The following is a 22,627-nucleotide window of genomic DNA, read 5'->3' as shown; positions in this document are numbered from 1 at the left end:
CATCCGAGGAGAACCCCCGACGATGCTCCGGCGCCTCGCCCTGGACATCGGCCCGCTGCGCGACAGCCGGCCGTTCCGCAACGTGTTCATCGCCCGCACCGTCTCGGTCTTCGGGATCGGCATGCTGGCCGTCGCCGTACCCGTGCAGGTCTACGACCTGACCGGCTCCACCGTGCAGGTCGGCGCCGTGTCGGCCGCCGAGGGCTTCGCGCTCCTCGTCGGGTTCCTGTGGGGCGGCGTGCTCGCCGACCGGCAGGACCGGCGGCGGCTCATGCTGCGCGCCCGCACCGCCTCCGGGATCGCGTTCGCGCTGCTCGCCCTCAACGCGTTCCTGCCGTCCCCCTCGTCCGCGGCGCTCTACGCGCTGGCCGCCTGGGACGGCCTCGCCACCGGCGTCGCCATCACCGCGCTGCTCGCCGCGACGCCCGCGCTCGTCGGCCCGGACAAGCTCGTCGCGGCGGGCGCGCTGAACGCCCTGACGGTCCGGCTCGGGTCGATGCTGTCGCCCGCGCTCGGCGGGCTCGTGGTGTCGGCGTTCGGCGTCGGCTGGAACTACGCGGCCGCCGCCGCCGGCACCCTCGGCACCCTCGGCCTGCTGACCTCGCTGCCGACGCTGGAACCCGCCCGCGGAGACGGGACGGACGCGCATCCGCTGAAGTCGATCGGCGGCGGGCTGCGCTTCGTCGCCTCCCACCGCGTCGTCGGCTCGCTGATGCTGCTCGGCCTGCTGTTCATGGTCGCGGGCGGCATCCCGGTGCTGATGCCGGCGTTCGCCGAACGCGGCCTCGACGGCGGCCCGACCACCGTCGGCCTGCTGTACGCCGCACCCGCCTGCGGCGCGGTCCTCGCGTCCGTCACCAGCGGCTGGGCGGGCTCGGTCAAGGCCCCCGGCCTCGCGCTGCTCGCCGCGTCCGTGACCGGGTTCGCCGCGCTGGCGTGCACGGGCCTGGCCCGGCATCCCGCGCTCGCCGTCGCGATCCTGTTCGGGTACGGATTCGCCGCGTCCGTCGAGGAGATCCTGCGCTACGGCCTCATCCAGTCGCACACCCCCGACTCCCATCTGGGCCGCGTCAACTCCCTGTGGGCGGCGCAGGAGACCGGCGGCTCCGCCGTCGGATCCCTCGGCGCCGGCGCCCTCGGCCGCGCCATGGCCCCGGGCCCGGCGATCGTCGTCTACGGGACGATCAGCGCCGTCCTCGCCCTGGCGCTCGCCGTCACCCTCACGACCCTCCGCACCGCCACCCTCACCCCCGCCCCCGAGCCCGAGCCCGAACGTTGAGGCGCAGCGCGTCGGGTTCGGTCAGCCGGCCAGGTGCGACTCGACCTCTTCGTCGGACATGGAGTCGATCTCCAGCCAGATCGCGGCGACCGCCTCCAGGCGGCCCGGGACGTCCTCCAGCTCGGTGAAGCGGCGGGCGATGCGGGCGATCGTCCGCTCGGCGAACAGGATCCGGACCGGGAGGGCGGAGGTGTCGAGGGCCTCGCGCAGCCGCGCGACCAGGGTCGTGGCGAGGACGGAGTCGCCGCCGAGGGCGAAGAAGTCGGCGCCCGCGCCGACGCGTTCCCTCCCCAGCACCTCGGCGGCGATCCGGGCCAGCACCCTTTCCAGGGACGTCCCGGGCTCGGTGTAGGGCGCGGCGTCCTCGCCCGCCTCGGCGGCGGCGAGCGCGGCGAGCGCCCTGCGGTCCACCTTGCCGTTGGCGGTGAGCGGCAGCTCGGCGACCGGTACGAGCACCTCCGGGACCATGTGCGGCGGCAGCAGGTCGCGGACGCGCGCCAGTACGGCGTCGGCGGGGACGCCCGCGGGCGTGACGGCGGCGCAGAGGCGGTCGCCCGCGAGCAGCGCGACCGCGCGTCCGACGGCCGGGTGGTCGCGCAGCGCCGCCTCGATTTCGCCGAGCTCGATGCGGAAGCCGCGGACCTTCACTTGGTGGTCGCGGCGGCCGAGGAACTCCAGCGTGCCGCCGGTGCGGTAGCGGGCGAGGTCGCCGGTCCGGTACCAGCGGGTGCCGTCGCGGACGACGAACCGGTCGGCGGTGCGCGCGGGATCCCCGGTGTAGCCGTCGGCGACGCCGGCGCCGCCGATCCACAGCTCGCCCGCGACCCAGTCGGGGCGGTCGCGGCCCAGGTCGTCCACGACGCGGCAGGCGACGCCGCCGAGCGGCACCCCGTACGGGACGGCGCGCCAGTCGGCGGGGACCTCGCCCGCGACCTCCTGCACCGTCGAGTGGATCGCCGTCTCGGTGGTTCCGCCGAGCGCCGCGAACCGGGCGCCCGGCGCCCGCTCGGCGAGCAGCCCGGGCAGGTGCGTGCCGACCCAGTCGCCGCCGAGCAGCACCAGCCGCAGGGACGGGACGGGCCCGGAGCGCAGCAGCATCTCCAGGACGGACGGCACGCTGTTCAGCACGGTGACCGACCAGCGGGCGGCAAGGGCGTTCCAGCGGGCGGCGTCGCGGCGCTCGTCCTCGTCCGGGACGACGACGGCGCCGCCCGCGGTCCAGAGGGCGAACAGGTCGAACACCGACAGGTCGAAGTCGAGGGCGGAGACGGCGAGGGCGACGTCGTCCGGTCCGAGCGAGAAGCGCCCGACGAGGTCGCCGATGGTGTTCATCGCGGCGCCGTGCGCGACCTCGACGCCCTTCGGCTCGCCCGTCGACCCGGACGTGAACAGCACGTACGCGACCTGGTTGGGGCGGACCGCGACGGGCTCGGCGAGCGGTTCCGCGGCGGGCGCGAACGCGGGGCCGATCGACGCGGCGACGGCGGCGCTCGTGCGGATCCGCTCGCGGCGCGCGTCCGGCTGCTCGGGGCCGATCGGGACGTAGGCGGCGCCCGCGGCGAGCACGCCGAGCGCGGCGACGGCCTGGCCGGGCCCCTTGGGAAGCTCGATCGACACCCGGTCGCCGGGTCGGACGCCCTGCGCGACGAGGGCGGCGGCGATGCGCAGCGCCCGATCGGCGAGTTCACCGTAGGTGAGGGTGCCGTCGTCGCCCCAGTGCAGGGCGGGGGCGCCGGGCGTGCGCCGGGCGTGCTCGAAGAACCCCTTGGTCAGGGTGGAGGGCGGCGGGGCCTCGGTGGCGTTGAGGCGGTGCCGGACGCGGAGCTGCTCCGGCGTCGCGCCGATGCCGAGCGGCGCGTCCCAGTCGGCACCGTCCGCGCCGAGCCGGGCGATCGCGGCGGTGTAGGCGGCGAACATCGCCTCGGCGACGCCGTCCGGGAACGCGGGGCGGCGGACGTCCCAGTTCAGCAGCAGTCCGCCGGACACCTCGGTGACCTGGGCGTCCAGCAGCACCTGCGGGCCCTGGGAGATGATCCAGGCGGGCTCGCCGAACCGCTCGCGGACCGCGTCGCCGAACAGCTCGCCGAGGTTCAGCGCGCTGGTGTAGACGATCGGGGCGAGCACCTGCTCGCCGCGCAGCCGCGACAGGTCGCGCAGCACCTCGAGGCCGGAGTAGTCGCTGTGCGCGCCGGCGGTGTGCAGGTTCGCCTGCAGGGCGCGGGCGCGCGCGACGAACGGCAGCTCCTCGGTGAGGTCGGCCTCCAGCATGATGGAGCCGGTGAAGTCGCCGACGACGGAGTCCACGTCGGGGTGGACGGGCTCGCGGTGGAACAGCGGCAGGTTGAGCAGGAACCGCGGCGTCGCCGACCACGCGCCGATGACCTCGGCGAACACGGCGGCGAGCGCCATCGCCGGGGTGACGCCCTCGGCGTGCGCGCGGGCGATGAGCCGGGCCTTCTCCGCCGGCGCCAGCCAGTGGTGCAGGCGCTCGACCTCGTCGCCCGGTTCGGGGACGACCGGCAGCTCGGGCGGGCCGGGCAGGTCGGCGAGCCGGTCGGCCCACCACCGCCGGTCCTGCTCGCGGGCGTCGGCGCGCGGGTCGTCGGCGAGGTAGCGGGCGTAGCCGTAGCGGATCGGTGCGAGCGCCTCGCCCTCGTAGAGCGCGGCGAGGTCGGCCAGCATGACGCGGTAGCTCATCGCGTCGGCGGCGACCATGTCGACGTCGAGGTGGAGCCGCGCGGTCCCCTCGGGGAGCAGGCTGAGGCGGGCGTCGAAGACGCGGCCGTCCTCGATGGGGAGCCGCTGCCGCGACATCTCGGCGCGAATCCGGTCCAGTTCGGCGCCGGGGTCGGCGGCCTCGCGCAGGTCGTGGACGGTCACGGCGGGCCCGGGGCGCTCCGGCAGGATCCGCTGCGTCCCGTCGTCGCCGACGGCGACGCGCAGCATGGGGTGCCGTTCGGCGAGCGCGCGCACGGCCGGCTCGAAGCGGGACGGGTCGATGGCGCGGCCGTCCAGCTCGACGTAGAGGTGCGCGGCGACCGAGCCGAGGGACTGGCCGGAGTCGCGGCCGATCCAGTACGCGTGCTGCATGAGGGCCAGCGGGAACGGCCCGCCGGGTTCGCCTTCGTCCGGCTCCGGAGCGGGCTCCGGCGGGCGGGCCTCCATCTGGCCGCGCTCGGCGAGCAGGTCCCACCAGCCGGCGAGGGTGGGCCGCTCGGCGAGCTCGGCGAAGCGGACCTCGACGCCGCGGCGGCGCAGCCGCCCGGTCAGCTGCATGAGGCGGATCGAGTCCATCCCGAGCTCGATCAGGTTGTCGCCCGGCTCTGCGTCCTCGCCCAGCACGTCGGTCAGCGCGGCGTGCAGCTCATCCCAGGTCAGCACGGAACTCCCCTCAACTTAGGTAAGGCTAACCTAAATTGATCGCCGCCCCGCCGTCAATGCGGGCGCCGTCAGGCGGCCGCGCGGCGGCCCGAGGTGAGCAGCAGCCACGCCAGGTAGGCGCCGCCGAGCACGCCGGTCACCACCCCGACCGGCATCGCCACCGGCAAGTGCAGCGAGATCAGGTCGCCGCAGGCCAGCAACGCGGCGCCGGTCAGCCCGGCGGGCAGCAGCTGCGCGCCGGGGCGGCGGGTCAGCCGGCGCGCCAGCTGCGGCGCAGCGAGCGCGACGAACGGCACCGGGCCCGCCGCCGCCGTCGCCGCCGCGACGAGGCCGACTCCCACCACCATGAGCAGCGCGCGCGTCCGCTGGACGGGCACCCCGAGCGCCCGCGCCGCGTCGTCGCCCATCTCGCCCATGCCGAGCGGGCGGGCGAGCAGCAGCGCCATCGGGACGAGGACCGCGAGCGCGGCGGCGAGCGGCACCGCCTGCGCCCACCCGCGCCCGTTCAGGCTCCCGGTCAGCCAGAACGCCGCCTCGTACGCCTCGCGCAGCTCGGCGCGGGTGATGAGGTAGGAGTTGGCCGCCTCCAGCATCGCGGCGGCGGCCACCCCGATCAGGATCAGGCGGACGCCGTGCACGCCGCCGCCCCGCCGGTAGGCGACGACGTACACGCCGGCGGCGGTGATGAACGCGCCCGCGACCGAGCTGACGGTGATCGCGACCGCGCCGCCGCCGAACACCAGGATCTGCAGCAGCGCGCCCGTCGCCGACCCGGTGGTGAAGCCGATGAGGTCGGGGCTGCCGAGCGGGTTGCGCGACATGCTCTGGAAGATCGCGCCGCTCATGCCGAGCGCCAGCCCGGCGAGCAGCCCGGTGACGGCGCGCGGCAGCCGCAGCGTCCGGACGATGAAGTCGGTCGCCTGGTCGCCCTGCCCGACGAGCGAGCGCACCACGTCCGCCGGCGGGACGGGGAACTCGCCGGACCCGACCACGAGGACGGCGGCGCCCACCGCGACCAGCGCCACCAGCCCGCACACCAGCGCCGCCCGCGGCTCCCACCGCACCGACACCCCGCCGGCCCGCACGACGCGGCTCACAGGTCACGCGTCCTTCCGCGCCGGACGATCAGCATGAACAGCGGCGCGCCGAGGAAGGCGGTGACGATCCCGGTCTGCAGCTCGCCGGGCGCGACGACGCGTCCGGCGATGTCGGCGGCGAGCAGCAGGACGGGCGCGAGCAGCAGCGAGTAGGGCAGCACCCAGCGCTGGTCGGGCCCGACGAAGGCGCGGACCGCGTACGGGACGGCGAGGCCGAGGAACGTGATGGGCCCGACGGCCGCCGTCGCCGCCCCGCACAGCAGCACGACCGCCAGCGCGCCGAGCGCCCGCGTCCGGCCCGGATGGGCGCCGAGCGCGCGGCCCGCCTCGTCGCCGAGTCCGAGGGCGTTCAGCGGGCGGGCCAGCAGCAGCGCCAGCACCGTCCCGGCGGCGATGAACGGCAGCACCCGCAGGAACACCCCGGTGTCCCGCCCAGCGAGGCTGCCGACCTGCCAGAACCGGAAGCCGTTGAAGGCGCGCGGGCTGAGCAGCATCAGCCCGGCGGTCAGCGCGCTGAACACGGCGTTGACGGCGGCGCCCGCCAGCACCAGCCGCGCGGGCGAGGTCCCGCCGCGCCCGCGCGCGCCGATCGTGTGGACGAGGACGGCGGCGCCGGCGGCCCCGACGAACGCCGCCCACACGTAGACCAGGACGTCGTCGGCGCGCAACGCCCCGATGACGATGACGACCGCGAGCGCGGCGCCGCCGTTGACGCCGAGCAGGCCGGGTTCGGCGAGCGGGTTGCGGGTGAGCGCCTGCATCACCGCGCCGGCGAGGCCGAGCGCGACGCCGACGCCGACGCCGAGGAGGGTGCGCGGGAGCCGCAGCTCCCGCACGATCAGCGCGTCCCGCGACCCGTCCGGCGCGAACACGGCCGGCGCGATCTTCCCGATCGGGATGTGCTCGGCGCCGACGGCCAGGCTCGCCGCGGCCGCCAGCAGCAGCAGGACGGCGAGGACGCCGAGCCCGGCCCAGCGTCCGGCCGGGTGCCGGACCGGAGGCGCGGCGGCCTCCTTCGCCGGGGGCGTGCGGGGGGTTCTCCGCGCGAGGGACAGCACGGTTAATAAGGCTAGCCTAAGCTAACTCGCCGCCTCCACCCCTCCCCGTTCCCGATTTCCCGGACCTCCTCGCGCCAGCGCCAATACACGCGTATGGTATACATGCGTATTGGAGATTGAACGCTTGTATTGGAGGGTTCGGAAGCGTGACGGAGACGAGCCCGGCGCAGGAAGACCTGACGGCGCGCGCGCGGATCAGGGACACCGCGCTGGAGATGTTCGCCGAGCACGGGATGAAGGGCGCGACGTTCCGCGGCATCGCGGAGGCGGCCGGGGTGTCGGTCGGGCTCGTCCAGCACCATTTCGGCTCGAAGCAGGAGCTGCGCGAGGCCTGCGACGCCTACGCGCTCGACACGATCCGCCGGCTCAGCTCCGAGAAGATCGACGGGATCGGCGACCCGGGCTTCCTCGCGCGGGCGATGCGGATCGACCTGCCCGTGCGCCGCTACCTCGCGCGCGCGCTCGTCGACGGCTCCCCCGCCGCGGCGCGGGTGTTCGACGACCTGGTCGACACCACCGAGACCTACTTCGCGTCCGACCTGCCGCCCGGGGTGAACGCGCCCGTCACCACCGACGTGCACGCCTACTCCGCCGCGCTCGTCGCGATGACGATCGGGATGGAGGTGCTGCACGACCACCTGTCGCGCGTGCTCGGCGTCGACACCTTCACCCCCGAAGGCGCGCTGCGGCTGCGCCGCGCCCTCTTCGACATCTTCAACGACCGGCTGCTGAGCCCGGAGCTCGCGGCGCGCGCCCGCGCCGCCATGCGGGAGTACGAGAGCGGCGCCTTCGGGCCGGCCGCTCGCACCGGAAAGGACGCCCCCACCGGGGAAGGTCCAGGAGAGAAGGCAGGATGACCGAGGCGGTACGGGCCGAGGGCCTGGTCAAGACGTTCGGCCGGACGCGCGCGCTCGACGGGCTGGACCTGCGCGTGGAATCCGGCGAGGTGCACGGCTTCCTCGGTCCCAACGGGGCCGGGAAGTCCACCGCCATCCGCGTCCTGCTCGGGCTGATCCGCGCCGGCGCCGGGACGGCCCGGCTGCTCGGCGGGGACCCGTGGCGCGACGCCACCACCCTGCACCGGCGCATCGCCTACGTCCCCGGCGACGTCACCCTGTGGCCGAACCTGTCCGGCGGCGAGGTCATCGACCTGCTCGGGCGGCTGCGCGGCGGGCTGGACGCCGGCCGCCGCGACGACCTGCTCGCCCGCTTCGAGCTCGACCCGAAGAAGCGCGGACGCGCCTACTCCAAGGGCAACCGGCAGAAGGTCGCCCTGGTCGCGGCGTTCGCGTCCGACGCGGAGCTGCTCATCCTGGACGAGCCGACCTCCGGCCTCGATCCCCTCATGGAGGAGGCGTTCCAGGAGTGCGTGAGGGAGGAGCGGGCGGCCGGGCGCACGGTGCTGCTGTCGAGCCACATCCTCAGCGAGGTCGAGGCCCTGTGCGACCGGGTCACCATCATCCGCAGGGGGCGCACGGTGGAGACCGGCACGCTAGCGGAGCTGCGCCACCTGACCCGCACGTCGATCCGGGCGGAGCTGGCAGGCCCGCCCGACGGCGTCCCGCTGCCCGGCGCGCACGACGTGCGCATCGACGGCGACACCATCACCTTCGAGGTCGAGACGGCGGAGCTGGACGCCGCGCTGCGGCAGCTCACCGAGATCGGTGTCCGGGCCCTGACCAGCCGGCCGCCGACGCTCGAAGAGCTGTTCCTGCGGCACTACGAGAACGACCACGCCGGGCGGGCGCTGCAGGAAGGCGGCGTGTCGTGACCGCCACGACCGTGCGTCCCCCGGCGCGCGGGGAAGGCGGCTTCGCGGGCGCAGGCACGCTGCTGAAGATGTGGCTGCGCCGCGACCGCGTGATGATGCCGGCCTGGATCTACGGGCTGACCGCGCTGGTGTCCAGCACCGTCTACAGCTTCAAGAGCGGGTACGACGCCCCGGGGTCGCTGGAAAGCTTCGCGCGCGGCATCAACGGCAACCCGTCCATGCGGGCACTGTACGGGCCGGTGCTGAACGAACGCACGGCCGCGGGCGTCAGCGCGTGGCGCGTCGGCGCGACCGGCGCCGCCCTCACCGCGGTCATGTGCGTGCTGCTCGTCGTCCGGCACACGCGCGCCGAGGAGGAGACCGGGCGGCTGGAGCTGGTCGGCGCCGCCGCCGTCGGGCGCCGCGCGCCGCTGACCGCGGCCCTGGCCGCCGCCGTGACGGCCGCCGCCACCCTGGCGGCCGTGGCCGCGCTCGTCATGATGCTGTTCGGGCTGTCGGTCGCCGGATCGATCGCGTTCGGGCTGTCCTGGTTCGGGGCCGGGCTGGTGTTCGCCGGGGTCGCCGCGCTCACCGCGCAGCTCGCGGAGACGTCCCGGCTGGCCAACGGGCTGGCGTTCGCCGTGCTCGGCGCCGCCTACCTGGTCCGGGGTGTGGCCGACGCCGGTTCGGCGCACTGGGTGTCGTGGCTGTCCCCGATCGGCTGGGCGCAGCGGGTACGCCCGCACGCGGGCGAGCACTGGGCCGTGCTCCTGCTCCCCCTCGCCGCGTTCGTGCTCCTGGCCGCCGCCGCGTACGCGCTGGCCGGGCGCCGCGACCTCGGCGCCGGGATGCTGGCCCCGTCCCCCGGCCCCGCCCGGGCCGCCCCGTCCCTGCGCGGCCCGCTCGCCCTGTCGTGGCGGCTGCAGCGCGGGACGCTGATCGGCTGGTCCGCGGCGTTCCTGGTGTACGGGCTGGCCATCGGCGGCGTCGCGGACGGCGTCGGCGACCTGGTCGACGGCAGCGACGCAGTGCTCGACGACATCCGCGAGATGGGCGGGCAGCAGGACATCGCGGACGCCTTCCTCGCCACCGCCATGGGCCTGATGGCCCTGTTCGCCTCGGCCTACGCGGTGCAGGGCGTGCTGAGGATGCGGGCCGAGGAGAGCGGGGGCCGCCTGGAGCCGGTCCTCGCGACCGCCGTCGGCCGCGTCCGCTGGGCCGCCGCGAACCTCGCCGTCACCGTCGCGGGCACGGTCGTCCTGCTGGGCGCCACCGGCCTCGCCGTCGGCCTGGTCCACGGAGCCCGCTCCGGCGACCTGGGCGGGCAGCTCCCCCGCCAGCTCGGCGCGGCGCTCGTCCAGCTGCCGTCGGTCTGGGTCATCGCCGCCGCGGCCGCGCTGATCTTCGGCCTGGTGCCCCGCGGGACGTCCGCCGGGTGGGGCGTGCTGACCGTCTGCCTGCTCCTCGGCCAGGTCGGGCCGCTGCTGAAGCTGCCGCAGGCGGTCATGGACGTCTCGCCGTTCACGCACACGCCGAAGCTTCCCGGCGGCGGTCTCGACGTCCTGCCGGTCGCCGCGCTGACCGCCGTCGCGGTGGCCGTCGCCGCGGCGGCCCTGCTCGCCTTCCGCCGCCGCGACATCGGCTGAACCGGGGTGCCGGGGCGGCCGGCCCCGGCACCCCTCCTCAGGACGCGCCGTGGCCGGGGTGGGAGAGCAGCCACGCCCAGATCTCGGCCGGGTCCTCGGCGGTGCGGCGGGCGCCGCAGTGGCAGATGCCGGTGAGCCGGTCCGAGCCGGGGGACCATTCGACCCGCAGGCGGCCCCCGCCCGCCGTACCGGCGCTCACCGCGCCGCCGTGAGCCGCTGGAGCAGGCGGCGCGCGGCAAGGCCGCCGGTGTCGATGTTGATGGACAGCTCCTGGTAGCCCTCCGGCTCGGCGGCGATCACCTTCTCCAGGGTGTTCAGCGCCGTGACGTCCTGCAGGACGACCGTGCGGTTGTTCTCGCGGAGGAACTCCGACACCCGCTCGTCGTCGAGCGCGAAGTCGCGGGCGACCCACCAGAAGTCGTGCGTGGTGGTCTCGGTCTCCGGGACGATCGCGTAGCCGACCTCCACGTGGAAAGCGCGCGGGTCGTCGCCGTCCGGGCCGGGCTCCACGCCGGTCGGCGCGATGCGGCTGTGCAGCAGGTAGAAGCACGGCGGGTGGTACTCGATGTCCTGCCACCGGTCGATGCGGCCCTCGACGCCGGTCGACTCGGAGTAGAACGGCGGGCACTCGACGTCCTTCATGCGGCGGCTGACGTAGACGACGCCGGCCTCGTCGTCCACCTCCGTGGTGATCGGCGTCTGCGCGACCTCCGGCGTGCCGATGTAGCCGGCGTGCAGGTACGTCTCGTGGGACAGGTCGAGCAGGTTGTCGACGAGCAGCTCGTACCGCGCGGCGAGCGGCTCCATGCCGCGGACGGTCGTGTAGTCCGGCGAGCTCAGCCAGGGGGCGCGCGGGATCGCGGCGGCGTCGCCCGCCCCGTCGCCGATCCACACCCAGACCAGCGAGTCCTGCTCGACGACCTGGTACGCGGGGACGCGGGCGGTGCGCGGGATCCGCGTCTGCCCCGGCACCGCGACGCACGCCCCGTCGGGCGCGTAGGTGAAGCCGTGGTAGCCGCAGACGATCCGGTCGCCGTCGCGGTTGCTCTCCGAGAGCGGGAAGCGGCGGTGCACGCACCGGTCGGCGAGCGCGACGGCCTGCCCCGCGCCCGTCCGGTAGAAGACGAGCGGCTCCCCGCAGATCGTCCGGGCGAGCAGGCCGTCGCCGACCTCCTCGCTGTAGGCGGCGACGTACCACTGGTTGCGCGCGATGGCCATGGGCTGCTCCTCGGCGGTGAACGGCGGGCGGTGCGGTCGCCACGACCTTCGCCGCCGCCCGCGAGGCCGGGCCACACCGATTCCGTCTAACGGAAGAAGCCGCCCGCGGCGCCCTGCGGGAGGTGCGCCGTCAGCCCTCGCGCCGCGCCGACTCCGGGCGCCGCAGGGCACGCGGGGCGCCGAGGGCGCGGGAGATGCCGCGGGCGGCGGCCCGCACGACCGGGACGAGCGAGCGCGCCTCCCAGCCGGATGCCGGGACCACGATCGCGACGGCCGCCACCACCGTGTCGTCCGGGCCGAACACGGGCGCGCCGACCGACATCGCGAACGTCTCGACCTGCCCGTCGCTGACCGCGGCCCCGGTGCGGCGGACCTCGGCCAGGACGCGGCGCAGCTCGGGGCCGGTGGTGATGGTCTTGGGCGTGAAGCGGCGCAGCGGCCCGGCGATCGCCCGCTCCTGCAGCTCCGGGTCGGCGTGCGCGAGCATCGCCAGGCCGACCCCGGTCGCGTGCGCCGGCCAGCGGCCCGCGACGCGGGAGAAGACGTGCACGGCGTCGCGGGCGGAGATCCGCTCGATGTAGACGACGTCCAGGCCGTCCAGCACGGCGAGGTGGACGTTCTCGTGGGTCGCCTCGTACAGGTCCTCCAGGAACGGCATCGCCGCCTCGCGCAGCACCGGGCCCCGCGCGAGCGCGCCCACCTCCCACAGCCGCAGGCCGATCCGGTAGAGGCCCGTGCCGTCGCGTTCGAGCGCGCCCCAGCAGGTCAGCTCGCCGACGAGCCGGTGCGCGGTGGACAGCGGCAGCCCGGCGCGGCGGGCGATCTGGGTGATGGTCAGCGCCGGGCGGTCCGGCGTGAAGGCGCCGATGATGTCCAGGACCCGGCTGGTCACGGTGGGACGCGGCACTGGGCCGGCGGGCAGCGGGCCGGCGGCCGTCCCGGCGGTCATGGGCGCCCGCCGCGCGGCGTCACCTCGAAGGCGCCGCGGGCGGTGCCGCGCGGCGGCGCGGGCGCGGGCCGGGAGCCGGGTCCTCCGTTGCGCATGCGGACCGTCCTCTCCGAGCGTCGACCCAGAAATTAGGCGCAATGCGCACAGCTGTCAATTATGTGCCGAACATCGGCCCGGGGGGTTCAGTCCGCCGCCGTCATCTTCGGCACGGTCTCCTCGATCAGGTGCATGATCGTCTCTTCCAGCAGCACGTGCACCTGGGCGCGGGTCAGCCTGCCGTGCCGCAGCCACTCGCGGGTGGCCGCCTCCGCCATCCCGCTGAACCCGCGCAGCGCCGAGCGCACCTCCGGATGCCCGGCGGCCAGCCGGGACAGCCCGACCACCTCGGTGACGTGGTCGACGGCGCCCTCGCGCGCCGCGTCCACCAGCCGGGCGAGCTCGTCGTCGCCCGCCGACCCGGCGGCCATGTCCAGCGCGACGAGCCAGGTCCCGGCGTTGCGCTCCAGCAGCTCCAGCCAGCCGGTGATGCTCTCGGTCACCCGCTCGCGGACGCTCGCGCCCGGCTCGTAGGCGGGCACCGGCACCGGCGGGATCTGCAGCATCCGCTCCACGACCGCCAGGTACAGCTCCCGCTTGGTGCCGAAGTAGTGGTTCAGCAGGCCGCGGCTGACGCCCGCGACCGCGGCGATCTCGGTGTTGGACACCTCCTCGTACGGCCGTTCGCTGAACAGCTCCCGCGCGCACACCAGGATCTGCTCGCGCCGCTCGTCACGGTCCTTGCGCACCCGTACCCGCACCCGCTCGTCCATGTCTCCCTGTCCGCGCCCTCATCGCCCGCCGCCGCTCGATGACGTGCTCCCGCGGCGGGGCGGGTCCCAGTGTTCCAGAACGGCGGCCGCCCGCGCCGTGCCGCGACGAGGTCGGAGCAGGCGGCCCGGCGCGCCCCTCCGGACCCGCCCGGGCCGCAGGACCTGTGCGTGGACGCCCGCGCGCGGCCCGCCCGTCAACCATCGGACCTCGGCAGGATGATCCGGACGGTGGTGCCCGCGCCGGGCGGGCTCTCGACGTCGACGTGGCCGCGCAGCGCGCGAACCCGGTCGGTGAGGCCGGCGAGCCCGCCGCCGGGGACCGGGCGGGCGCCGCCCGCGCCGTCGTCGCGGGCCTCGGCGACCACCCGGCCCGGCTCGTCCCGCACGCTCAGCCGGACCTCGCGGGCGCCGGCGTGCTTGGCGGCGTTCGCCAGCGCCTCGCAGAGCGCGAAGTACAGCGTCGACTCGACCTCCGGCGGGTACCGGCGGGCGGGTACGTCGAGCCGGACGGACGCGGCGGCGCGGGCGGCGACCGGCCGCATCGCGGCGGCCAGTCCCGCGTCGGTCAGGATCGCCGGATGCACGCCGCGAGCCAGGCCGTCCAGCTCGGCGGCCGCCTCCACCAGCTCGTGGCGGCACGCGCGCGCCTGCTCGCGGGCCCGCGGGCCGGCCGCCGCCTCCAGCCCGGCGAGCAGCGCCTCCAGCGCGCGCAACCGCTGCTGGGCGCTGCGCTGCAGCTGCGCCGCGACCCGTTCCCGCTCCGCCGCCTGGGCGCGGACCAGCCGCTCCCGCGCGTCCCGCGCCCGTTCCAGATGCGCCCGCGCCGCGGCCTGCAGCCGGACGGTCTCCAGCGCGCGGCCCCCGGCGACCAGCGCCGCCTCGACGAGCGCCCCGTGGCCGCGCAGCCGGTCGTCGGCGTCGACGGTGGCGAGCGGCTCCCCGCCGGACATGCGGACCTCGTGCCGCCAGCGGCCCGCGGCGGGCCCGGCGGCGGTGCCCGGCCCGGGGCCGGCGGCGATGGGGCGCCCGGTGATGTCGACGTAGCCGCCGTCGGCCCACAGCCACAGGTCGAGGGTGCCGTCGTGCAGGACGCGGCGCAGCGCGTCCCGCACCTTCTCCACCGACACCGGGTGGCCGGTGAGGCGCTGCATCCGCGCGGCGGCGGTGAGCTCCGCCAGCCGTGCGCGCAGCGCCGCGGCGAGGAACGCCAGTGGCAGCACCGTCGCGCACACGCCCTGGAACAGGTAGACCTCCATCACGTCGTCCAGGCTCACGTGGCCGCCGATGAGCGAGCCCTGCACCGCCAGCGCCCCGGCGACGCCGACCGTGACGGCGGCCGCGATCGGCACGGTGAAGCGGCGGTCCAGCCGGCCGGTCCCCGGCAGCCGCAGCAGCAGGATGATCACCAGCGCGCCGGCCAGCGCCGCCTCCACGGTCGTGATCGCGCGGTAGGCGCACTGGAACGCCTCGCGGCCGGGGGCGACCGTGGGCCACGCCGCCGAGGCGGCGAACCCGTTCCACTCGGGCCGCGACACCGCGCACAGCAGCGCCTGCCCGCCGACCATGACGACGGCCGTGACGCCCGTCCACAGCCGGGCGACCGTCCCGTCGAGCCGGCCGCCCGGGTAGACCAGCACGCCCACCCCGATCGTCACGAAGAACACCGACTGGGCGAACACCGACGCCACCGGCCCGGCGCCCGCGTTCCAGCTCGCCGCCCACGTCAGCGCCCACGCCGCCGCGGCGGCGGTGAACGCCGCGCCGGTCCGCCGGCCGAGCCGCCCGGCGGCCAGCAGCCCGCCCGCGACGGCGAACCCGCCGCAGCACAGCAGCGTGACCGCGGCGGCGGCCGGATGCCCGCGCCAGTGCGGCCAGCCCGCGGCGAGCGCCCCCGCCGCGACCGCGGCACCGCCCGCCGCCGCGCGGCGCAGCGGCGCGGCGAACCACAGCGGCGCCCGCACGCGCACGGACCTCACGACCGTCCCTTCCCTGTCGGGGCCCGCGCCGGGCCCGCGCCGGAGCCCGGGTCCCGTGGCCGCCCAGGGCACGCCCGCGGCCGGGGCCCCGGGGAACCACCGGACGGGCATCGGGTTTCCCCGGATGCGCCCGGGGCGCGGCGGCGGGAGGATGGGGGCGCCGGACGGCCACGGGCACCACGTCCGCGGCACGCCTCGGTGGCGTGCGGGGGCCACCACCGGTGTCACGTACCGCGACCGGGCTCGTACCGTAAGTCTTCCTCACCGCGCCGCCGCGCGCGAGAGCCCGTTACCCGATCGATGCGCGGGGCGGGTGGGACGAGCGCGCCCGGCTCCGGGCGGTCAGCGCGTCTCGGCGGCGCGCAGCCAGGTGAGCACCGCCAGCACCCGCTTGTTGCTGTCCTGCGGTCCCGGCGGGCCGCCCGTCGAGGTGATCTTGAGCTTGGTGAAGATGGCCCGCACGTGGTCCTCGACGGTGCGGGCGGACAGGTGCAGCCGCCTGCCGATGCCGGCGTTGGAGTGCCCCTCCGCCATCAGCCCGAGCACCTCGCGCTCGCGGCCGGACAGCCGGGACAGCTCCCGCTCCCGGTGCCGGGCCTCGACCAGCCGGCTCACCACGTTCGGGTCGATGACGACCTCCCCGCGCATCACCCGCTCCAGCGCGCCGCGCAGGTTGTCGACGTCGGTGACGTGGTCCTTCAGCAGGTAGCCGACGCCGCGCGGCTGGTCGCGGAACAGCTCCATCGCCTGCGGCGTCTCGTTGAAGGCCGACAGCACCAGCACGCCCATCCGGGGATGGCCGCGCAGCAGGGTGCGCGCGGCGACCACGCCCTCGTTGGTGTAGGTCGGCGGCATGTGCAGGTCGAGGATCGCGACGTCCGGCGGGTCCTCCGCGATGCGGGCGAGCAGCTCCTCCCCCGAGGCGGCGGACACCGTGACGTCGATGCCGACCGTGGTGAGCAGGGTGACCAGCGCCTGCCGGAAGATCCCGCTGTCCTCGGCCACGGCTACTCGCATGGCAGGACCATCCTTACCGTCGTGCCCCGGGTGGGATCTCCGTCGACTTCCATGTGCCCGCGCAGCGCCCTGATCCGCCCGGCCATGCCGGCCAGCCCGTCGGGCACCGCGCCGGGCTCCCCGCCCGGCCGCTCGCCGTCGTCGCTGACCTCGGCCACCAGCCGGTGGCCGTCCGGACGCACCCGGACCGTCACACGGGTCGCACGCGCGCGGTCGACAGCGTACGACAAAGCCTCGCAAAGTACGGAGTAAAGAGCGGACTCGACCTCGCGGGAGTAGCGCTCGCCGGTCACCTCCAGCAGCACGCGGGTGCCGAGCCGCTCGGCGACGACCTCCAGCGCCGGGCCGAGGCCGTCCTGGACGAGCAGCGCCGGCTGCACCTCGTGGGCGAACGCGCGCAACTCGGCCAGCGCCGCCATCAGCTCCTTGCGGCACTCGCGCGCATGGTCCTTCACCGCCGGGTCAACGGCGAGGGCCTCCAGGGTGGCGAGCATCGCGCCGAGCGCGAGCAGCCGCTGCTGCGCGCCGTCGTGCAGGTCCCGGGCGAGGCGCTCGCGCTCCACGGTCTCGGCGCGCAGCAGCCGGCCGTACGCCGACCGCACCTGCTCCAGTCCCGCCTGGACGTTGGACTGCAGCCGCGCCGTCTCCAGCGCCCGGCCCCCGGCCTCCAGCGCCGCCTCGACCAGCGACCCGTGGTCGCGCAGCGACCCGGCGAGCTCCACGATCGCCAGCGGCTCGCCGGCGGCGGTCTCGACGCGCCGCCGCCACCGCCCGGCACCCTCCTCCGGAGGGACGTCGGCGTCCGGGCCGCCGGGGTCGCCGCCGTCCAGGCCGGCGACGGGCCGTCCGGCGGTGTCGACGTAGACCTCCTCCGCCGGCGCCCAGAACCACAGTTGCAGGGTCGGGTCGTGCAGGACGTCGCGGAGGGCGTCGCGGACGCGCTCCACCGACGGCGGCGCGGTCAGCCGGAGCATCCGCCCGGCGACGGACAGCTCCGCGAGCCGGGTGCGCAGCCCGGTCGCCAGCAGCGCGAGCGGGACGAGCGCGACCACCGCGCCCTGGATCGCGTACACCTCCAGCAGCGCGTCCAGCGAGATCGACTCCTCCATGATCGGCCGCTGGGTCAGCGCCGCGGAGATCCCGACGAACGCCAGCGCGACGGTCACCGGCAGCGTGACCGCCCGCCGCATCCGGCTCATCCTCGGCAGCCGCAGCAGCAGGACGGCCGCGAAGGACAGGGCGAGCACGATGTACAGGACGGCGGAGACCTCCAGGACGACCCGGAACGCCGCGTGGTCGGGGAACGGCGCCGGCCACCACACGTGCCGGCCGCGGAAGGCGGCCCACTCCGGCCGCGAGGTCGTCCACAGCGCGGTCGGGCAGCCCCACAGGACCGCGCAGGCGAACACCGTCCAGATCCGGTCGGCGGCGTACTCCAGCCGTCCGGCCGGATACAGCAGCACGCCCGCGGCCAGCGCGAGGTAGAAGTCGGCCTGGGCGTACGGGGACAGCAGCGGCCCGGGGCCGGTGTCCCAGCTCGCCAGCCAGCTCAGCGCCCAGCAGAGCGACGCCGCCACGAACAGCAGGCCCGTCCGCCGGCTCCGGGCTCCCGTCGCCAGCAGCGCGCCGACGACCGCGATCCCCGCGGTGCCGACGAGGCTGACCGCCGCGGCGGCGGCGTGGTCGCGCCAGTAGGGCCATCCGGCGGCGAAGGCGAGCGCGGCCACCGCCAGGCCGGCGACGAGGGCACGCCTCGTCTCCGCGCCGAACCACGGTGGCGACCTGCGCCTCCGCGGGGCGGATATCACCACGACCACCCTTTCCATGCTCGGACCTGGAGGGCTCCCCTGGTACCGGGATCCCACGGGCACGCGCACCGTGGTTTCCCGGACGCGCACCGGAAGTGTCCCCGGTCCGGCCCGTCCGGGAGAAGGCCGTTACCCGATCGCGACGCACGCCGCCGGACGCGCGCCGCCGAAGGGGACGGCGGCGGATGTTTGCGCTACCACGATTGTGTTCAGGCTCTTGACATCGGTTCGCGTTATCGCAAACATTCAGGGCACCCGACCGATGTGGAGCAGATCACAGTGACCACCGCAGCGCCCCCTCCCCCGTCCGGCACCGGCTCGCCCGGTGCCGGGACGGGCGGCGGGCGGTCGCGCGCGGCGGTCATGGAGGACGTGGCGGCGCTCGCCGGGGTCTCGGCGATGACGGTGTCGCGGGTCCTGAACGACCCGGGCAAGGTCGCACCGCGCACCCGCGAGCGGGTCCTGGCGGCGATGCGCGATCTGGACTACCGGCCGAACTCGGCGGCGCGCGTGCTGGCGACCGGCCGGTCTGGGGTGCTCGGCGTGGTCAGCTTCGACACGACGCTGTACGGGCCCGCCTCGACCCTGTACGGGATCGAGCGCGCCGCGCGCAGCGCCGACTACATGATCAACATCGCCAGCCTCGGCTCGCTGACCCGGCGCTCCATCGAGGACGGGGTGCAGCGCCTGCGCTCCCAGTCGGTGGACGGGATCGTCATCATCGCGCCGCACCAGTCCGCGGCCGAGGGGCTGCGGCGGCTGCCGCCGGACATGCCGGTGGTGGCGGTCGGCGCGGGCGACGACCTGCCGGTCCCGGTCGCGTCGGTCGACCACCGCGCGGGCGCGGTCCGGGCCGTCCGGCACCTGCTGAGCCTCGGCCACGAGACCGTGTGGCACATGGCCGGCCCGGCGGACTGGATCGACGCCAGCGCCCGCGTGGACGGCTGGCGGTCGGTGCTGGCGGAGGAGGGCCGGGAGGCCCCCGAGCCGCTGGCCGGCGACTGGAGCGCCCGGTCGGGGTACGAGCTCGGCCGGCGGCTGGCCGCCGACCCGGCGGTGACCGCGGTGTTCGCCGCGAACGACCCGATGGCCCTCGGCCTGCTGCGCGCGCTGCGCGAGGCCGGCCGCCGCGTCCCCGAGGAGGTGAGCGTGGTGGGCTTCGACGACGTGCCGGAGGCGCCCTACTTCGCACCGCCGCTGACCAGCGTCCGGCAGCCGTTCGGCGAGGTCGGGCGGCACGCGTTCCAGCTGCTGCTGGAGCGCGTCGACGATCCCGGCGGCGCGCCCGGCGGCCCGCCCGCGCGCCGCAGCGTGGAACCGGAGCTGGTGGTGAGGGAGAGCACGGCCGTGCGGCCCGGAGGCCGCTGACACCGAGCACGCGGGAGGACGGCTTCCGCGGCCCGCGAATGTTAGCGCTAACACAAGCTAGTGCCAGGTTGAGTTGAGAGGGGCGGCACGTTGCGCATCACCGAGATCGGCACCCATGTCCTGGGCACGCCATGGCGGAACCTCACGTTCGTGACCGTCCGCACCGACGAGGGGCTCACCGGTGTCGGCGAGGCCCGGATGCTCGGCCACACCGACGCGCTGATCGGCTATCTCACCGAGGCGGCGCGCCGCCACATCGTGGGCAGCGACCCGTTCGACATCGAGGACCTCGTGCGCCGGATGAAGTACGGCGACTTCGGCCGGGCCGGCGAGATCGTCATGTCCGGCATCGCCTGCGTCGAGATGGCGTGCTGGGACATCGTCGGCAAGGCGCTCGGCCAGCCGGTGTGGCGGTTGCTGGGCGGCTCGGTGCGCGACCGCGTGAAGGCGTACGCCAACGGCTGGTACACCGTCGACCGGACGCCGGAGGAGTTCCACGCGGCGGCCAAGCGCGTGGTCGACAGCGGCTACCGGGCGCTGAAGCTCGACCCGTTCGGCGCCGGCCGGATGGAACTGGACCACGCCGAGACCGTGCTCGCCATCGACCTGGTCGAGGCGGTGCGCGACGCGGTCGGCCCGGAGACCGAGCTGCTGGTCGAGATGCACGGCCGGTTCTCCCCCGCGACCGCGATCCGGCTCGCCGGCCTGCTCGCCCCGTTCGACCCGGCCTGGCTGGAGGAGCCCGTCCCGCCGGAGAACCTCAAGGCGCTCGCCAAGGTGTCCGCGCACACCGGGCTGCCGATCGCCACCGGCGAGCGCGTCCACGACCGCATCGAGTTCCGCGAGCTGCTGGAACTGCAGGCCGCCGACATCCTGCAACCCGACGTCGGGCACACCGGCGGCATCTCCGAGGTCCGCAAGCTCGCCGCGACCGCCGAGACCTACTACGTGCAGGTCGCGCCGCACAACGTCGGCGGCCCCGTGCTGACCGCCGCGAGCCTCCAGCTCGGCGTCTGCACCCCCAACTTCAAGATCCTCGAACACTTCAACGACTTCGCCGACGCCGCCGTCAAGGACGTCGCGAAGGGCGCCCCCCAGGTCGTCGACGGCTACTTCGCACGGCCCGAGGCCCCCGGTCTCGGCGTCGAGCTCGACCTCGACGCGATCGCCGCGTTCCCCCAGCAGGACGCCGACTTCGACCTGTACGCCGGCGGCTGGCACTTCCGCGGGACGCGCAGTTGAGCCGCGCCGTGCTGGTGGACGCGCCGGGCCGCTGGCGGATCGACGCCGGCGACCCGCCGGAGCCGGGCCGCGGCGAGGCCCGCGTCCGGGTCGCCGCCGCCGGGCTGTGCGGCAGCGACCGGGAGCTGTTCGACGGCGCGCGTCCCGAGGGCTTCGCCCGCTACCCCGTCGTCCCCGGGCACGAGTGGTCCGGCACGGTCGAGGCGGTCGGCCCCGACACCGACCCCTCGCTGGTCGGCGCGCCCGTCGTCGGCGAGGGCTTCCGCGGCTGCATGGCGTGCGGGCGCTGCCGCGAGGGCGCCCCGAACCTGTGCGCCGCCCGCTACGACGAGACGGGCTTCACCCGGCCCGGCGCGTTCGCCGACCACCTGCTGGTCCCGGCCCGGCTGCTGCACGTGCTGCCGCCCGGCGCCGACCTGCGCGCGGCGGCGCTGCTGGAACCGGCCGCGGTCATCGCCGGGGCCGTCCGGCACGCGGCGCCGCGGCCCGGCGAGACGGTCGCGGTGGTCGGCGCCGGCACGCTCGGGATGCTCGCCCTGCAGTTCCTCGCCGCGTCGTCGCCCGCCCGGCTCGTCGCGATCGACCCGCGGGTGGAGCGCGGCGAGGCGGCGCTGGACGCGGGGGCGACCGCGTTCAGCCGGCCGGGCGAGGCCGACGAGGGCGCGTTCGACGTGGTCGTGGAGACCGCCGGGGCGGCGGGCACCGCCAGCTCGGCGGTGCGGCTGGCGCGGCGCGGCGGCCGGGTCGTCCTCACCGGCATCCCCGCCGACCCGGCCGACGCCGTCCCGACGTCGCTGCTGGTCACCCGCGCCCTGTCGCTGCACACCGTGTTCGGCTCCGGCCCCGCCGACTGGACGTACGCGGTGCGCGCGTTCGGCACCGGCGTGCTGCGGCCGGCGCCCCTGATCACCCACGAGCTGCCGCTGACCGAGTTCGCGGCGGCGCTGAAGCTCAGCGGCTCCCCCGACGCCGGGAAGGTGCTGCTGCGCCCCGACCTCGACACGACCCCGAACGGCGGGAGGACCGATGGACCCGTTCTCTGACGAACCCGGCGCCGGCCGCGCGCCCGGCGAGGAGGCGCTGCGCGCGCTCGGCCTGCCCGGCCGGGCCGCACCGCCGCCCGCGTCCGGCCTGCGGTTCCCCGACGGCGGCGCCTGGCGGACGGAGCTGCCCTCCTGCGAGGGGCCCGCCGTCCTGGCGGCCGTGCTGGAGGAGAGCGACCGGCTGGAGGTGCCGCTGCACCGCATCAGCCAGGGCAGCGGCGTGTGGATGCTCACCGACGCCGAGATCGGCGAGATGGTGGACGCCTGCGACGCGCGCGGCATCGAGCTGTGCCTGTTCCTCGGCCCGCGCGGCACCTGGGAACCGGGCGCCGGAGGCCGCTCCTACAACGCCTCCGGCCCGCGGGCCCGGGGCCGCGACCAGCTCGCCCAGTGCGTCGAGGACGCCGAGCGGGCCACCGCGCTGGGCGTGCGGTCGCTGCTGGTCGCCGACGAGGGCGTGCTGTGGACGCTGCACCGGCTGCGCGAGGCCGGGCACCTGCCCGCCGGCACGACCTTCAAGGTGTCCGCGCTGGTCGGCCCGGTGAACCCCGCCTCGTTCGCGGTGTGGGAGGGGCTCGGCGCCGACTCGGTGAACGTGCCGAGCGACCTGACGCTCGCCCAGCTCGCGGAGATCCGCGCGGTGAGCGCCGCGCCGATGGACTTCTACGTCGAGGCGCCCGACGACCTCGGCGGGTTCGTCCGCTTCTACGACGCCGCGGAGCTGATCCGCTGCGGCGCCCCCATCTATCTGAAGTTCGGGCTGCGCAACGCGCCCGCGCTCTATCCGGTCGGCCAACACCTGCTGCCCGCCGCCGTGGCGAGCGCGCGGGAGCGGGTGCGGCGCGGCCGGCTCGTCCTGGACACCCTCGCCCGGCTCGGGGCGGGCGGGGGGATGTCCCCGATCGGGTCCCGGGACCCGGGGCCGCTGCGCCGGTTCCCGTCCGTGCCGGAGACCCTGCCCGCGTCCGCCGTTCCACGCTGATTCG

Annotated in this window: 18 protein-coding genes; 8 read left to right on the top strand and 10 right to left on the bottom strand. The window is 76.0% G+C overall.

Annotated elements, in window-relative coordinates:
• The first annotated feature begins 22 nt into the window (after positions 1–22).
• Positions 23–1,279: an enterobactin transporter EntS gene (entS, locus tag ACA514_RS07950; protein WP_375040367.1), complete on the top strand. Its 1,257-nt coding sequence runs from the start codon at positions 23–25 to the stop codon at positions 1,277–1,279.
• 21 nt (positions 1,280–1,300) lie between these two features.
• On the opposite strand, the gene ACA514_RS07945 is transcribed toward entS, so the two are convergent.
• The 3 genes from ACA514_RS07945 to ACA514_RS07935 all read right to left on the bottom strand — a co-directional run bounded on the left by ACA514_RS07945 (position 1,301) and on the right by ACA514_RS07935 (position 6,815).
• Positions 1,301–4,660: an amino acid adenylation domain-containing protein gene (locus ACA514_RS07945; protein ID WP_375040366.1), complete on the bottom strand. Its 3,360-nt coding sequence runs from the start codon at positions 4,658–4,660 to the stop codon at positions 1,301–1,303.
• Between the two features lie 68 nt (positions 4,661–4,728).
• Positions 4,729–5,757: a FecCD family ABC transporter permease gene (locus ACA514_RS07940; protein WP_375040365.1), complete on the bottom strand. Its 1,029-nt coding sequence runs from the start codon at positions 5,755–5,757 to the stop codon at positions 4,729–4,731.
• The gene (locus ACA514_RS07935; protein ID WP_375040364.1) at positions 5,754–6,815 is read right to left on the bottom strand and encodes a FecCD family ABC transporter permease; all 1,062 of its coding nucleotides are present in this window, start codon (positions 6,813–6,815) and stop codon (positions 5,754–5,756) included. Before ACA514_RS07935 ends, ACA514_RS07940 begins: the two co-directional genes overlap by 4 nt.
• Positions 6,816–6,961: 146 nt before the next feature.
• Between ACA514_RS07935 and ACA514_RS07930 the strand changes: the two genes are divergently transcribed.
• From ACA514_RS07930 to ACA514_RS07920, 3 genes are read left to right on the top strand one after another with little or no spacing between them, the layout of a single operon-like run.
• Complete coding sequence (locus tag ACA514_RS07930) at positions 6,962–7,672, top strand: TetR/AcrR family transcriptional regulator (protein ID WP_375040363.1); 711 nt, start codon at positions 6,962–6,964, stop codon at positions 7,670–7,672.
• A complete protein-coding gene (locus ACA514_RS07925) occupies positions 7,669–8,586 on the top strand; it encodes an ATP-binding cassette domain-containing protein (RefSeq protein WP_375040362.1) in 918 nt (305 codons plus the stop codon). Before ACA514_RS07930 ends, ACA514_RS07925 begins: the two co-directional genes overlap by 4 nt.
• Positions 8,583–10,211: an ABC transporter permease gene (locus ACA514_RS07920; protein ID WP_375040361.1), complete on the top strand. Its 1,629-nt coding sequence runs from the start codon at positions 8,583–8,585 to the stop codon at positions 10,209–10,211. The genes ACA514_RS07925 and ACA514_RS07920 overlap by 4 nt, the downstream gene beginning before the upstream one ends.
• Before the next feature lie 37 nt (positions 10,212–10,248).
• On the opposite strand, the gene ACA514_RS07915 is transcribed toward ACA514_RS07920, so the two are convergent.
• From ACA514_RS07915 to ACA514_RS07885, 7 genes are all read right to left on the bottom strand, one after another.
• Complete coding sequence (locus ACA514_RS07915) at positions 10,249–10,410, bottom strand: hypothetical protein (RefSeq protein ID WP_375040360.1); 162 nt, start codon at positions 10,408–10,410, stop codon at positions 10,249–10,251.
• Positions 10,407–11,429, bottom strand: a complete 1,023-nt coding sequence (locus ACA514_RS07910) for a Rieske 2Fe-2S domain-containing protein (protein ID WP_375040359.1) — start codon at positions 11,427–11,429, stop codon at positions 10,407–10,409. Before ACA514_RS07910 ends, ACA514_RS07915 begins: the two co-directional genes overlap by 4 nt.
• Positions 11,430–11,559: 130 nt before the next feature.
• Positions 11,560–12,378 carry an IclR family transcriptional regulator gene (locus tag ACA514_RS07905; RefSeq protein WP_375040358.1) on the bottom strand — a complete coding sequence of 273 codons (819 nt, stop codon included), beginning with the start codon at positions 12,376–12,378 and terminating at the stop codon, positions 11,560–11,562.
• Positions 12,379–12,560: 182 nt separating this feature from the next.
• Positions 12,561–13,187 (bottom strand): TetR/AcrR family transcriptional regulator, encoded by a 627-nt coding sequence (locus ACA514_RS07900; RefSeq protein ID WP_375040357.1) that lies wholly within the window; start codon positions 13,185–13,187, stop codon positions 12,561–12,563.
• A 194-nt stretch (positions 13,188–13,381) separates the two neighbouring features.
• Positions 13,382–15,163: a sensor histidine kinase gene (locus ACA514_RS07895; RefSeq protein WP_375040356.1), complete on the bottom strand. Its 1,782-nt coding sequence runs from the start codon at positions 15,161–15,163 to the stop codon at positions 13,382–13,384.
• A 342-nt stretch (positions 15,164–15,505) separates the two neighbouring features.
• Positions 15,506–16,180, bottom strand: coding sequence for a response regulator transcription factor (locus tag ACA514_RS07890; protein ID WP_375040355.1), 675 nt, complete (start codon positions 16,178–16,180; stop codon positions 15,506–15,508).
• The gene (locus tag ACA514_RS07885) at positions 16,171–18,006 is read right to left on the bottom strand and encodes a sensor histidine kinase (RefSeq protein WP_375040354.1); all 1,836 of its coding nucleotides are present in this window, start codon (positions 18,004–18,006) and stop codon (positions 16,171–16,173) included. The genes ACA514_RS07890 and ACA514_RS07885 overlap by 10 nt, the downstream gene beginning before the upstream one ends.
• Positions 18,007–18,351: 345 nt before the next feature.
• Between ACA514_RS07885 and ACA514_RS07880 the strand changes: the two genes are divergently transcribed.
• The 4 genes from ACA514_RS07880 to ACA514_RS07865 all read left to right on the top strand — a co-directional run bounded on the left by ACA514_RS07880 (position 18,352) and on the right by ACA514_RS07865 (position 22,623).
• Positions 18,352–19,356 carry a LacI family DNA-binding transcriptional regulator gene (locus ACA514_RS07880; RefSeq protein WP_375040691.1) on the top strand — a complete coding sequence of 335 codons (1,005 nt, stop codon included), beginning with the start codon at positions 18,352–18,354 and terminating at the stop codon, positions 19,354–19,356.
• A 90-nt stretch (positions 19,357–19,446) separates the two neighbouring features.
• A complete protein-coding gene (locus ACA514_RS07875; RefSeq protein ID WP_375040353.1) occupies positions 19,447–20,598 on the top strand; it encodes a mandelate racemase/muconate lactonizing enzyme family protein in 1,152 nt (383 codons plus the stop codon).
• A complete protein-coding gene (locus ACA514_RS07870; protein ID WP_375040352.1) occupies positions 20,595–21,641 on the top strand; it encodes a zinc-binding dehydrogenase in 1,047 nt (348 codons plus the stop codon). The genes ACA514_RS07875 and ACA514_RS07870 overlap by 4 nt, the downstream gene beginning before the upstream one ends.
• Positions 21,625–22,623 carry a hypothetical protein gene (locus ACA514_RS07865; RefSeq protein WP_375040351.1) on the top strand — a complete coding sequence of 333 codons (999 nt, stop codon included), beginning with the start codon at positions 21,625–21,627 and terminating at the stop codon, positions 22,621–22,623. Before ACA514_RS07870 ends, ACA514_RS07865 begins: the two co-directional genes overlap by 17 nt.
• Positions 22,624–22,627: the final 4 nt, after the last annotated feature.

Source organism: Actinomadura sp. NTSP31, assembly GCF_041951385.1.
Taxonomy (GTDB): Bacteria; Actinomycetota; Actinomycetes; order Streptosporangiales; family Streptosporangiaceae; genus Spirillospora; species Spirillospora napierensis.
Note: the sequence above shows the minus strand (reverse complement) of the source record. Positions and strands in the feature narration are given on the sequence as shown.

Excerpts from the sequence above, each read along its gene's own strand:
- entS (WP_375040367.1), top strand. The coding sequence starts at position 23 with ATGCTCCGGCGCCTCGCCCTGGACATCGGCCCGCTGCGCGACAGCCGG.
- ACA514_RS07925 (WP_375040362.1), top strand. The coding sequence starts at position 7,669 with ATGACCGAGGCGGTACGGGCCGAGGGCCTGGTCAAGACGTTCGGCCGG.
- ACA514_RS07910 (WP_375040359.1), bottom strand. The coding sequence starts at position 11,429 with ATGGCCATCGCGCGCAACCAGTGGTACGTCGCCGCCTACAGCGAGGAG.
- ACA514_RS07905 (WP_375040358.1), bottom strand. The coding sequence starts at position 12,378 with ATGACCGCCGGGACGGCCGCCGGCCCGCTGCCCGCCGGCCCAGTGCCG.
- ACA514_RS07900 (WP_375040357.1), bottom strand. The coding sequence starts at position 13,187 with ATGGACGAGCGGGTGCGGGTACGGGTGCGCAAGGACCGTGACGAGCGG.
- ACA514_RS07890 (WP_375040355.1), bottom strand. The coding sequence starts at position 16,180 with ATGCGAGTAGCCGTGGCCGAGGACAGCGGGATCTTCCGGCAGGCGCTG.
- ACA514_RS07885 (WP_375040354.1), bottom strand. The coding sequence starts at position 18,006 with ATGGAAAGGGTGGTCGTGGTGATATCCGCCCCGCGGAGGCGCAGGTCG.
- ACA514_RS07880 (WP_375040691.1), top strand. The coding sequence starts at position 18,352 with ATGGAGGACGTGGCGGCGCTCGCCGGGGTCTCGGCGATGACGGTGTCG.
- ACA514_RS07865 (WP_375040351.1), top strand. The coding sequence starts at position 21,625 with ATGGACCCGTTCTCTGACGAACCCGGCGCCGGCCGCGCGCCCGGCGAG.